The sequence below is a fragment of the Dietzia sp. ANT_WB102 genome (assembly GCF_008369165.1).
In the GTDB taxonomy this organism is placed as follows: Bacteria; Actinomycetota; Actinomycetes; order Mycobacteriales; family Mycobacteriaceae; genus Dietzia.
On sequence record NZ_VOBA01000001.1, the window covers coordinates 700,044 to 712,430 of the forward strand.

Annotated in this window: 8 protein-coding genes and 1 tRNA gene; 6 read left to right on the forward strand and 3 right to left on the reverse strand. The window is 72.1% G+C overall.

Going from position 1 to position 12,387, the window contains the following annotated elements:
* Positions 1 to 48 precede the first annotated feature (48 nt).
* From FQ137_RS03185 to FQ137_RS03195, 3 genes are read left to right on the forward strand one after another with little or no spacing between them, the layout of a single operon-like run.
* Positions 49 to 2,691, forward strand: coding sequence for a carboxylate--amine ligase/circularly permuted type 2 ATP-grasp protein (locus FQ137_RS03185; RefSeq protein WP_149291098.1), 2,643 nt, complete (start codon positions 49 to 51; stop codon positions 2,689 to 2,691).
* The gene (locus tag FQ137_RS03190) at positions 2,684 to 4,576 is read left to right on the forward strand and encodes a prolyl oligopeptidase family serine peptidase (RefSeq protein WP_149291099.1); all 1,893 of its coding nucleotides are present in this window, start codon (positions 2,684 to 2,686) and stop codon (positions 4,574 to 4,576) included. Before FQ137_RS03185 ends, FQ137_RS03190 begins: the two co-directional genes overlap by 8 nt.
* Positions 4,551 to 5,750 carry a M20 family metallopeptidase gene (locus FQ137_RS03195; RefSeq protein ID WP_149291100.1) on the forward strand — a complete coding sequence of 400 codons (1,200 nt, stop codon included), beginning with the start codon at positions 4,551 to 4,553 and terminating at the stop codon, positions 5,748 to 5,750. The genes FQ137_RS03190 and FQ137_RS03195 overlap by 26 nt, the downstream gene beginning before the upstream one ends.
* Before the next feature lie 233 nt (positions 5,751 to 5,983).
* Here FQ137_RS03195 and selD read toward each other — a convergent pair whose 3' ends face one another.
* A complete protein-coding gene (gene selD, locus FQ137_RS03200) occupies positions 5,984 to 6,994 on the reverse strand; it encodes a selenide, water dikinase SelD (RefSeq protein WP_149291101.1) in 1,011 nt (336 codons plus the stop codon).
* Between the two features lie 72 nt (positions 6,995 to 7,066).
* Between selD and FQ137_RS03205 the strand changes: the two genes are divergently transcribed.
* From FQ137_RS03205 to selB, 3 genes are all read left to right on the forward strand, one after another.
* Positions 7,067 to 7,162: transfer RNA gene (locus tag FQ137_RS03205), tRNA-Sec, on the forward strand.
* A gap of 144 nt (positions 7,163 to 7,306) precedes the next feature.
* The gene (selA, locus tag FQ137_RS03210) at positions 7,307 to 8,569 is read left to right on the forward strand and encodes an L-seryl-tRNA(Sec) selenium transferase (RefSeq protein ID WP_255584097.1); all 1,263 of its coding nucleotides are present in this window, start codon (positions 7,307 to 7,309) and stop codon (positions 8,567 to 8,569) included.
* A complete protein-coding gene (gene selB, locus FQ137_RS03215; protein WP_188064747.1) occupies positions 8,569 to 10,368 on the forward strand; it encodes a selenocysteine-specific translation elongation factor in 1,800 nt (599 codons plus the stop codon). The genes selA and selB overlap by 1 nt, the downstream gene beginning before the upstream one ends.
* On the opposite strand, the gene nrfD is transcribed toward selB, so the two are convergent.
* On the reverse strand, positions 10,361 to 11,425 hold the full coding sequence (nrfD, locus tag FQ137_RS03220; protein ID WP_149291103.1) for an NrfD/PsrC family molybdoenzyme membrane anchor subunit: 1,065 nt from the start codon (positions 11,423 to 11,425) through the stop codon (positions 10,361 to 10,363). The genes selB and nrfD overlap by 8 nt on opposite strands.
* Positions 11,425 to 12,384 carry a 4Fe-4S dicluster domain-containing protein gene (locus tag FQ137_RS03225; protein ID WP_149291104.1) on the reverse strand — a complete coding sequence of 320 codons (960 nt, stop codon included), beginning with the start codon at positions 12,382 to 12,384 and terminating at the stop codon, positions 11,425 to 11,427. Before FQ137_RS03225 ends, nrfD begins: the two co-directional genes overlap by 1 nt.
* Positions 12,385 to 12,387 lie beyond the last annotated feature (3 nt).

A 12,387-nucleotide genomic window follows, 5' to 3' on the forward strand; every position in this document is an offset into this window, starting at 1 on the left:
GCCTCGACCGGATGCGAACTGGGGTGCCGGGTCCTAACGTGATCGCCCATGCGTGATCGACAACGATGGATCAGGGTCGAAGAGGAACTCCACCTCGTCGACTTGCGGACCCGACGCCCGGTTCGCCGCGCACTCGACGTGCTCACGGCGGTGGGTGCGTCCCCCGACGCTGCGTCCCCCGACGCCGCAGCCCCCGACAGCACTTCCCCCGACGCCGCAGCCCCCGGGATCGCCGCGACGGCGGCCCACCACGGGGCGCTCGTGGTCTCCGGCGCGGGGACGCACACCAGGCTCGAGGACCTCGCCAGCGCACTTCGACGCAACCGTGCCGCACTGGATGAGGCCGCGCGGGACCACGGGGCCGGGCTCGTCGCGGCGGGCTCCCTCGCCTCCCCGGGCGTGGAGTTCGACCTCGCCCCAGGCGAGGCCCACCCGGCGCCGGGGCGTGAGTCCCAGACCCGGGCCGCCGCCCGATTCTCCGTGGTGGTGGAGGTCGCCGATGCCGACGAGGCGCAGTACGTCGCCCGCCGCGCGGTCGCCGTAGCCCCCATACTGCTGGCGATGAGTGCCAGCTCGCCCTATTGGGCCGACGGCACCGACTCCGGGTACGCCTCCACGCGCACCTTCGAGACCCGCTGGTCGCCGGCGCATGTCACCGCCTTCGCCGCGGACACCGTCGAGGGCATGCTCGCGGCGGAGGACGAACTCGTCGGCACCGGCGTGGTCGCGGGGCGCGAGGCGATCGAGGTCGACATCCGGCCGTCCCGGGACGGTGCCGGGGTGGAGTTCCGGGCGTGCGACTCCTGCAGCACGGTGGACACCCTCGTCGTCGTCGCCGCACTGTTCCGCGCGACCGTCGACGCCCTCCTGGCCGACCGTGCCCGGGGCGCCCAGGCGTGGGAGGACCCCTCCCCGGCGATTCTGGACGCGGCGTTCTGGCGCGCGGCGCGGTCCGGGCTCGAGGGCGACCTCGTGGACGTGGTCACCGGACGACCCCGACCCGCCACCGAGGTGCTGGTGGACCTCGTCACCGACCTCGAGGCGCGCATCGAGGCCACCGGCGAGGCCGACCTGGTCCGCGACCTCCTCGACGGCGTCCGCGCCACCGGCACCTCCGCCGCCCGGCAGCGCTCGGCGCACCGTCGCCGCGGTCGCCGGGGCGACGTAGTGGCCGTACTCCTAGCGGAAACCTCCGGTCGGCTGCGGCCGCGCGCGGTCTCGGACGACAAGGGCATGCGGTCGATGCTCGCGGCGTACTCGCCACTCGGCGAGGCGGTCACCGAGGACGTGCACGACGAGGCGATCACCTCCGACGGGGCTCCCCGGCCCGAGTACGTGGACGTGCTCAAGGCCGTCGCCGACCTCGGTCCGGAGAAGCTCTGCGAGCGTAAGGACAGCGTCGACGAGCGCCTCCGTGGCCTCGGCATCACCCTCAAGGTCTACGGCTACGACGAGCCGCAGGTCTACCCGCTGGATGCCGTCCCGCGCATCGTCCCAGCCGACCAGTGGGAGCGGATCTCGGCGGGCCTCGAGCAGCGCGCCCGTGCACTGGAGATGTTCCTCCGGGACATCTACGGGGCCGGTGAGATCACGCGGGCGGGCGTCGTGCCGCTCGAGGCCCTGCAGCGTGCGCCCGGGTTCCGGCCCACCGGCCGCGCGGTGCCGGAGGGGATGCTTCACGCGCCGGTATGTGGTGCGGACCTGGTCTCCACGGGGCCGGGCGAGTGGATCATCCTCGAGGACAACTTGCGGATGCCGGGTGGCCTGGGCATGGCGGTGGCACTGCGGGAGCGCACCGCCGAGGGCTACCCCGAGTTCGGCACGCGTTCGAAGGTGCACGATCCGCGCACGGGCCTGGAGATGCTGGGCCGGACATTGCGCGCGGCCGCGCCGGAGGGCGTCGATGACGCGGAGATCACCGTGGTGGTCGCCGAGGACGAGCTGAAGGCGTTCGACCTCACCTCCGCCGCCGAGGCGGTGGGCGCCGCGGTGGTCACGCCGGACGCCCTGGTCTGTCAGGGCGGGCGGCTGTACCGCGACGACGACGAGGGCTGCCATCCCGTCGATGTCCTTTACGTCCGGATGGACGAGGAGATGCTGCTGTCGGCAGAGGGCTCGGATGGAGCGCGCTTGCGGCACGGGCTGCTCGAGGCGATGGCGGAGGGGGCCGTCTCGGTGGTGAACGCGCCCGGCAACGGAGCGGCCGACGACAAGGCGATCTACGCGCGGGTCCCGCAGATCATCGACTTCTACCTCGGTGAAAAGCCCCTGATCGGCCAGGTCGACACGTACCTGTGCTCGGATCCGGACCAGCGCAAGCAGGTGTTGGACCGGCTCGGCGAACTGGTGGTCAAGCCGATCGACGGGTACGGAGGATCCGGCATCACAGTCGGACCCGAGAGTTCCCCGCGTGAGCTCGACGTGCGTAGGGACGAGATAAAGCGCAATGGCGAGCGGTTCGTCGCGCAGGAGGTGCAGCCGCTGTCTACGCTGCCTACTTTCGACGGACGAGAGTTGCAGCGACGCCACGTGGACATGCGGGCGTTCATCATGCTCACCCGGGGCGAGAACGGGGAGATCGTCGCCCAGGCCCCGCCGGTAGCCATGACACGCGTGGCCCCTGCGGGCACGATGGTGGTCAACGCCTCCAGCGGAGGGGGAGGAAAGGACACCTGGATCCACCGTGCCTGACACCACCGCACCCGATTTCGCCGAGGCCACAGAGGAACAAGAGTCCCGAGACGTCGCGGGGCCACCGGAAGACGCCGCTGGCCCCGGCCGCGTCCGCCACACCAGTTCGCCCTGCCTGTCCCCGGACGGCTCGGTGCTGGCCTGCGTGGTCACCGAACGGACCGGCTTCCCGCGGGCGGTGCAGCGACCGCTCGGACCGGACGGACTCGACGGCGCCGGCCCCGAACGCGACGTCGTATTGCCGGAGGACGGTCCCGTCCGCAGGGTCGCCTACTCGCCCAACGGTAAGTGGTTGGCCTGCGAGGTCGCTCCGGACGGCGGTGAACGCGAACGGATCTTCCTCGTCACCACCGATCCCGACGACCACAGTGCCCACGCAATCGACACCTGGGGCGATGCCACCGTGAAGATCGTCTGCTGGGACGGCGAGCTACTCGCCGTGACCGCGTTCGACGCCGAGGGCGCGGCGGACGGCAGACTCGTGGACCCGGAGACGGGGGAGACCACTGTGGTCGACCGGCGCATGGGCGGCGCGCTGGTCCACGCCCGCGACGGCGCGGCCCTGTTCCGGGTTGGCGCACGCGGCATCCGTGAACTGCTGCGCATCGTCCCGGACGGCCGATGGTGGCCGCTGTTGCCCGTCGACACGGGTGCCACGACCGACGCCGGGGTCATCCTCGACGCAGGCGGTCCGGACCGGCCGATGCGCATGGTGGTGCGGAGTGACCACTCCTCGGATCGGACAGGACTGCTCGCGGTCGAGTCCGGCGAGAACGGCACCGAGTCGTGGCCCCTGGCCTACCGGTCGGACGCGGACCTCGACACCATGGAGGTCAGCCTCGACCGCTCGACCGCTGTCCTGCTGTGGAACGTGCGGGGCGGACTCTCCGAGCTGGAGGTCCTAGACCTGCGACCCGACCGCCCGCGGGTGATCGCCCGGCCCCCGCTGCCGGACGTGGTGGCCTCGGCGCCCACCATCACAGCCGATGGCCGACTGCTGGCCGTGACTGTCGAGAGCCTCGATGAGCCACCCCGAGTAGTGATCTACGACGTCGCCGCCGGCCGCTGGACAGGCCACGGACCGCGCGAACCGGACCCGGCCCCCGAGCTGGTCCGGTACACCGCCCGTGACGGACTGGAGATGAGCGGATGGTTGTACCGCGTCGGCCCGGCCGGTGAGCCCGCTCCCACCGTGGTGCACCTGCACGGCGGCCCGGAGGGCCAGTCGCGGCCGGGGTACAACGACATCGCCAGGCGGCTGCTGGATGCCGGTGTGGCGGTCTTCGCCCCCAACGTGCGCGGTTCCACCGGGTTCGGGCGGTTCTTCAGTCACGCCGACGACCGGTACGGACGGTTCGCCGGGATCGACGACGTCGAGGATGCGCTGCTGCACCTCGTGGATGAGGGGATCGCCGACCCGGACCGGGCGGTGGTCTCGGGGCGCTCCTACGGCGGGTACCTCGTCAACGCCTCGCTCGTGCGGCACGCCGGACGGTGGCGCGGCGGCATCGCGGCCTGCGGGATGAGTGACCTGCGGACCTTCTACCGTGACACCGAACCCTGGGTCGCCGCAGCCGCCTACCCCAAGTACGGCAACCCCCTCCAGGAACGGGAGCTGCTCAGAGAGGCGTCGCCGCTACGCCGGTTCCGGACGGTGGACGTGCCGATGCTGTTCGTCCACGGAGCCCACGACACGAACGTGCCGCCCAGCGAGACCGAGCAGGCCGCCGAGGCGCTGCGCCAACGAGATGTACCGGTGGACGTGCTCCTGTTTGAGGACGAGGGTCATGAGTTCGTGAAATTGGCAAACCGTCAGCTGTTGGGCGATCGGGTGGTCCAGTTCTGTCAGGAGGTGTTCGATGCTCGGACGAGGAAAGGCCGATAGCTCGATCAAGAAGAGGGACCCGTCCGAGTTCGAGGAGCGGTTGTCCCGGTGGCGGCGACACATCCACGCGAACCCGGAGCTGTCGTTCGAAGAGACCGAGACCACCGCGTTCATCGCCGGGGAGCTTGAGAAGCTGGGGCTCACACCTCGTGGGTTCAAGCTGGGTACCGGGCTGTGGTGTGACATCCCCGCCGCGGACGATGCCCCCGCGAAAGACGTAGTAGCACTGCGTGCGGATATCGACGCCCTGCCGATGTCGGAGGCGTCCGGCGAGTCGTTCTCCTCGGAGGCCGAGGGCGTCAGCCACTCCTGCGGGCACGACGGACATACTGCGATGCTCCTCGGGGCCGCCGAGCTCCTCGTCGCGGACCCGCCGCCGCGCCCGGTCCGCCTGATCTTCCAACCCGCGGAGGAGACCATGCCAGGCGGGGCCAAGACCTGCGTCGAGGAGGGCGTGGTCAAGGGCGTCGACCGGATCCTGGCGCTGCACTGCGATCCGCACCGCAAAGTCGGCGAGGTCGGCGTCACCGCCGGGCCGATCACCTCGTCCAACGCCAAGATCGGCGTCCACGTGCACTCGGACGGCGGGCACACCGCGCGTCCGCACGAGACGCAGGACACGGTCCACGCGCTAGCGCAGATCGTCATGGGCCTTGGCGGCGTAATCGACCGCCGTACGGACCCCCGCTCGGGAACCGTCCTGACCTGGGGTTCCGTCAATGCTGGTGGCTCCGCACCCAACGTCATCCCGGATTCCGGCGAACTCTGGGGGACGCTGCGCAGCGCCGACCGCGACGTGTGGGCCACGATCGAGCCGATTGTTCGCGAGGCGATCGAACACCTGGCCGCGCTGTACGAGATCCGGGCCGAGGTCGACTACATCCAAGGCGTACCGCCCGTGGTGAACGACGCCGATTGCGCGGAATTGGCCGCGCAGGCCGTGGAATCCGTGCTCGGGTCCGAGGGCGTGGGCTCCGCGGATCAGTCCAGTGGTGGCGAAGACTTTGCCTGGTACACGGAGGAGATCCCCGGCGTTTACCTGCGGCTGGGCGTGAGTGACGGCGAATCCGAGGAAACGGATCTGCACCATCCGGGCTTCGTGCTCGACGAGCGCGCCCTGGCCCACGGTGCCCGCATATTCGATGCGTTCGCGCGACTGCATCGCGCCGAGTGACCTCCCGTCGTGCGCGCCCGGCCGTGCGCCCGGCCGTGCGGTCGCCTGCGGCGGCTTAGCCCTGAGGCTTGCGCGCCCGGAATGGTCCATTTCCGCTGCATAAGCCGGAGCCGTGCGTGCATTTAGGCTGCATAAGCCGGAGCCATGCGTGCATTCTGGCTGCGTAAGCCGGAGCCATGCGTGCATTTAGGCTGCGTAAGCCGGCGGCCGCGGCGTCGCCGGCGACGGCGGAGTCAGCGCACGGTGAGCACCGAATCGCCGGCGGGAACCAGCTCGCCGATCACGGTGCCCCCCGGGATCTCCCCGGCCACGAGCAGCCCGCCGGAGGTCTGGGCGTCGGCGAGCAGGAGCAGTTCGTCCTCGTCCACCCCGGCGGCGAGGTGCGGCCGCACCCAATCGAGGTTGCGCCTGGTCCCGCCGCTGACGAAGCCGTCGGCGAGGGCCTGACGTGCACCCTCGAGGTAGGGGACGGAGGCAGAGTCGATCACGGCGGAGACGCCACTGGCCCGGGCCATCTTGTAGAGGTGGCCGAGTAGACCGAACCCGGTGACGTCGGTCGCGCACTCGACTCCGGCGGCCAGGGCCTCGCGGGAGGCTACGTCGTTGAGACGCGTCATCGTCTCGATCGCCTCCCGGCTCACTTCGCCCGTGTTCTTGTGCCGACTGTTGAGCACCCCGATCCCCAGCGGTTTGGTCAGCGACAGCGGCACCCCCGCCTGCCCGGCGTCATTGCGTAGTAGCCGCTCGGGGTCCGCGATGCCTGTGACCGCCATGCCGTACTTCGGCTCCGGGTCATCAACGCTGTGCCCGCCCGCCACGTGACAACCGGCGGCGCCGGCCACCTCCTGAGCACCGCGCAGGACCTCCCCGGCCATGTCGTACGGCAGGACGTCCATCGGCCAGCACAGCAGATTGATCGCCACGATCGGGGTCCCGCCCATCGCGTAGACGTCCGACAGGGCGTTGGCCGCGGCGATGCGCCCCCAGTCGTAGGGGTCGTCGACGACGGGGGTGAAGAAGTCGGCCGTGCTGATGACGGCCTGGCCGCCGGCGATCCGGACCGCCGCCGCGTCGTCGCCGTCATCGAGGCCCACGAGGAGTTCCGCGGCGGGATCGCGGACGGGGGCGCCGACGAGACCGGAGACGACGTTCTCGAGCGCGCCGGGCGGGATCTTGCAGGCACATCCGCCGCCGTGGGCATACGAGGTGAGCCGTGCGGCGCGCGAGGCGGGATCGGTGGCCATGGCCTGACCTTAATAACGTGGGCGGGATCGGTGGGCGCGGTCGGGAATGACCGCCTAGTCTCGTGGGGGCAGGGAGGCGTCCGGGCACCTGGTGGTCCCCGCGGTCTTCAAAACCGACGTGGCCGAGTATCTCGGTCAGGCGGGTTCGATTCCCGTCCGCCTCCGCCACCACAAACCCCGCCACGACAACTTCCGCCACAACCGCCTCCGCCACCCGATCCGGAAGGGGAACGGACGATCACCGAGCAGCCGCGCGAGAGATCTGGGGCCACGCCGCCCGATCCGCGTCGACTCATCCCGTCCACCGACGTCCTGCTCCGCGATCCCCGGCTCGCCGAGGCGGTCGCAGGGCTGGGGCGGGAGCTGGTCAAGGGGGAGATCCGCCGCGCGCAGGACTCCGCACGCGCAGGGGCGCTGCCGGCCGAGGAGATCATCGACGCCGTCGTGGACGCACTGCCCACCGCACCCGTCACGTTGACCCCCGTCCTCAACGCCAGCGGCGTCCTGCTGCACACCAACCTCGGTCGGGCACCGCTGTCGGACGCTGCAGTGCGCGCGCTCGCCGAGGCCGCGGGGACCAACGACGTGGAGCTGGACCTGGACACGGGCCGACGGGGCCGGCGCGGTCGTGGGGCCCTCGACGCGCTGCGAGCCGCCGTCGCCTCGGCGGGCGACGTCCACGTGGTGAACAACGGCGCGGCTGCACTCGCGCTGGTAGCGACCGCGCTGGGCGGGCCGGGCCGGACGATCGTCATCGCGCGCGGGGAGATGGTGGAGATCGGCGACGGCTTCCGCCTGCCCGAGCTGCTCGAATCCACGGGCACCCGACTGCGCGAGGTCGGCACGACCAATCGCGTCAACGCCGGCGACTACGCCCGTGCAATCGACGACACCACGGCGTTCGTCCTCAAGGTCCACCCGTCCAACTTCGTGGTGAGCGGTTTCACCTCGACCGTCCATCCCGCCGAACTCCGCGATCTCGGGGTGCCGCTGGTGGTGGACATCGGCTCGGGTCTTCTTGCTCCCCACCCCGCGCTGCCGGACGAGCCGGACATGACCTCGACACTGGCCGCGGGCGCCGACCTCGTCACCGCGAGCGGGGACAAGCTGCTCGGTGGCCCGCAGGCCGGCGTGTTGGCGGGTGACGCCGACCTCGTGCACCGCCTGCGCCGCCACCCCCTCGCCCGCGCGCTGCGGGTCGACAAGCTCACCCTGGCCGCGCTCGAGGCGACGCTGCGGGGCCCGCGCCCGCCGGTCGTCGCCGGTCTCGAGGCCGACCCCGCCGCACTGTGGGTCCGGGCCGAGCGGCTGGCGGGACGACTGCGTGAGGCGGGCCTCGATGCGCAGGCCGTCCGGTCCGTCGCCGCGGTCGGCGGCGGGGGAGCGCCCGGCGTCGACCTGCCGAGCGCGGCGGTGTCCCTGCCGGAGCGCTTCGCCGACTCCCTGCGCGCGGGACGCCCCGCCGTCCTGGGACGCGTGACCGACGGCCGGTGCCTGCTGGATCTGCGTGCGTTGCCCGGTGGCGACGACGACGAGCTGGGTCGGCTCGTGCTCCGGGCGGGGGCGCTGGCCTGATGTTCGTCGTCGCCACCGCCGGCCACGTCGACCACGGCAAGTCCACTCTCATCCGCGCGCTGACCGGCGAGGAGCCCGATCGGTGGGACGAGGAACGGCGGCGCGGCCTGACCATCGATCTGGGGTACGCCTCGACCACCCTCGCCGGCGGCCGCACCGTGGCGTTCGTCGACGTGCCCGGTCACCGGCGGTTTGTCCCCACCATGCTGGCCGGAATCGGACCGGTTCCCGCGGTGATGTTCGTCGTGGCCGCCGACGACGGGTGGATGCCGCAATCCGCCGAGCACCTCGACGCCCTCACCGCGCTGCGGGTCCGGCACGGGATCCTCGTCATCACGCGCAGCGACCTGTTGGATCCGGAGCTCGCGCTCGCGGAAGCGCGCGACGCGATGTCCGGGACCCCGCTGGCGGACATGCCGGCGGTGTGCGTCTCGGCCGTCACCGGCACCGGCATGGACGACCTGCGCGCCGAGCTCGACCGTCTGGGCACGCTGCTGCCTGAGCCCCACAGGGACGCCGATGTGCGGCTCTGGGTGGACCGGTCATTCACCATCGGCGGCGCCGGCACCGTCGTCACCGGAACGCTGCCCGCGGGCACGATCCGGGTGGGCGATGCGCTGGAGTTGAGGCCCGGCGGACCGCAGGTCACCGTGCGGGGCCTACAGACCCTCGGACAGTCCCGTGACGAGGTGGCCGCCGTCGCGCGGGTTGCTGTGAACCTCCGCGGGGTCGCAGCCGGCGATATCCCTCGGGGCAGCACTCTGCTCACCCCGGACCGGTGGCGCGCGGTCAGCACCGTCGACGTGCGGGTCGACGGCCGGGGCCGTGGGCGATCCGGGGGGCTGAGTGATGGGCTGGTGGACGCGCTGCCGGTGCAGGTCATGGTGCACATCGGATCCGCCTCGACGGCCGCACACGTGCGGCCTCTCGGCGCCGATCACGCCCGGCTCACGCTGGCCGCCCCGCTCCCGCTGCGGGTGGGGGACCGGCTCATCCTGCGCGAACCGGGCGCCGACCGCATCCCGGGCGGCGCCGTCGTGCTGGATCCGGCCCCACCGCCGCTTCGCCGCCGGGGCGCTGCCCGTCGCCGGGCCGACGTGCTGTCGGCAACCCCGGAGACGCCCGACCTGGCGTCGGAACTGCGGCGCCGCGGTGTCGCACACGTCGACGACCTGCGCGCGTGGGGGATCCCCGTCCCGCCGACCGACGAGAGGCATCGTGGCTGGGTGATCGGCCCGGATCACGTGGCCGCCCTCGCCGACACCCTGGTCGAGGCCGTCCGCCGGCACGACCGCGACGTTCCCCTCGACCCCGGCCTACCCACGGAGGCCGCCCGCCGAGTACTCGGACTTCCAGACGCCGCTCTGCTCGATGCCGTCCTCGACGAGTCTGCGGCAGCGACGCTTCGAACGGAGCGCGGCCGGGTCGTCGCGGGGGACGGCCCGGGTCTGCCCCCGGCGGTCCGCGCGGCCGCGGAGACCCTGGCGGAGCGGTTCCGGGGCAGGCCGTTCGACGCGCCGAGTGCCGACGAGCTCGCAGAACTCGACCTCGGACCGCGCGAGCTCGCGGCGTGCGAACGGGCCGGGCTCCTCACCGGCGTGGGCCCCGGGGTGTGGCTGGGCTCAGACGCGGTCGACGAGGCGGCCCGGCGGCTGCGCGAGCTACCGCAGCCGTTCACCCCGAGCAGTGCCCGCACCCACCTGGACACCTCGAGACGCGTCGTGATGCCCCTGCTGGAGGTGCTCGCCGACCGTGGGCTCAGCCGCCGGGAGGGCGACGACGGTCACGTCGTCACCTGACCCGGCCCTCGCGCACCTGGTCCGCGTAGTCCTCGCCGCCCCCGCGGGCGTCGCGTCGCTCGCGCTGGGGGATGACCACGTACTTCGGGTCCTCGGTCGACGCCATCCCGGCGTGGAACACCGCCCACCGCGTGCACGCTGACCCGGCCGCGAGCGCGATGCCCGCCACCGCCGACACGGCGCGGTGGCGGCGTCCGAGCACCGCGCCCACCGCACCGGCGGCGGTGAGGATCTGGGCGGCCCGGTGGTATGCCCCCGCCCGGCCCTCGTGCAGCGGCTCCGCGGTGATCCCCATCGAGCGCTGCATGACCTGATCGGCCGCGAGTTCGAGCGCAGCACCGCCGACCGCGAGCCGACGGGCTGGCCCCGTCTCGTGGAGCGGGTTGAGCAGCAGTCCGACTCCGCCGGAGGCGGCCGCAGCGCTGCCGACAAAGACGAACGGCAGCTCTCGGCGGGCAGCGCTCCAACTGGGTACGGCGGTGTCGGTGAGCAGCACCGCGGTATAGGCGGCGACTGCCGGTGCGACGAGCGCGGCGACGATCCCGGCCGGCCGCGAGGCGCGGGTGATGAGGTCGGTGGGCAGGCGCCGAGCCAGGCGGGCGGGCAGCAGCGGGACCACCTCCTGACCCAGCGCCAGACCTGCGAACGGGCCGTACGTGGACAGGATCCAGGTGCCCACGCTCATCGGCGAGGTCAGCTTGAGCACCCGCAGCATGTGGTGGAACCGCTCCGGACGCCCGAGATCGCGGACCAGGTAGTACAGGCTCCCGGTGATCCCGCCGAGCGCGACAATCCGCGCCGAGCGCCGCTGATTCGGAAGGTCGACGAGGTCCGCACCGGCCGCGAGCAGCGACGACCCTCCGGCCAGACCGCCCAGGAAGAGGTAGGCGGCGATGTCGTACTCCCACGGCGGGGCCTTGACGATCGGTTTTCCGTAGTAGGACTGGAACTCCGCCTCCGGCACCATGAGGTGCTCGCGGCCACCCCGGCCCCGCCGGCGGGGCCGCTGCTGCGGCCCCGGCGTTGCGAGGAGGCCCGCCTCGTCGTCGGACGCCATCAGGACCGGCCCCCCGCGGCGAAGGCGGCCACGGCACCGCCGAGCAGGGCCACCCCGGCCAGGGCGGCCTGCCGCCACATCGCTCCCACATGGCGCGTCGTCACCACTGGGTCCGGCGGCAGTCCGTACACCTCCGGATCATCTAGCAGGAGGAAGAACGCGCCCGTGCCGCCTACCCCGTTGCGGGAGTCGTGCCCGTAGAGCTGGACGTTCGGCTCGCCCGCCTCGACCAGCTGGTCCAGGCGCCCGGCGGCGCGTTCGCGGAGCTCGTCGAGATCGCCGAACTGGATCGACTCCGTGGGGCACGCCTTGGCGCAGGCGGGGGTCTGGCCCTCGGTCAACCTGTCGTAGCAGAGCGTGCACTTCTGCGCGATTCCCACGGCCGGGTCGCCCGCGGGGCCCGATCGACGTTCGATCACGCCATACGGGCACGCGCTGACGCAGTACCCGCAGCCGTTGCAGATATCGCTCTGTACCACCACGGTGCCGAACTCGGTGTGCATGAGCGCCCCGGTCGGGCAGACGTCCACGCATGCGGCGTGCGTGCAGTGCTTGCACACGTCGGATTCCATGAGCCAGCGGAAATCCGCAGGTTCGCCCGCGTCGGGGGACTGACCGGGCAGGGTGGGCGCAGGCATCCCGAGATCCACCGGCGCCGCCGGTGCGGCGGCGTGCGCACCCGAGCGGGTCGGAACCTCCTGCTCGATGAACGCGACGTGACGCCAGGTGGACGCACCGAGCGCTCCGGTGTTGTCGTACGAGTCACCGGTGAGTTCGAGGCCGTCCTCGGGGATGAGGTTCCATTCCTTACAGGCCACCTCGCAGGCCTTGCACCCGATGCACACGGAGGTGTCGGTGAAGAAGCCCTTGCGCGGCGGAGGGTCCTGATACCCGTTGTCGTGGGCGGGATCGACGTCGCCGAAGAAGGACCGGCCGAGGTCGGATAGGAAGGCGGACATGAT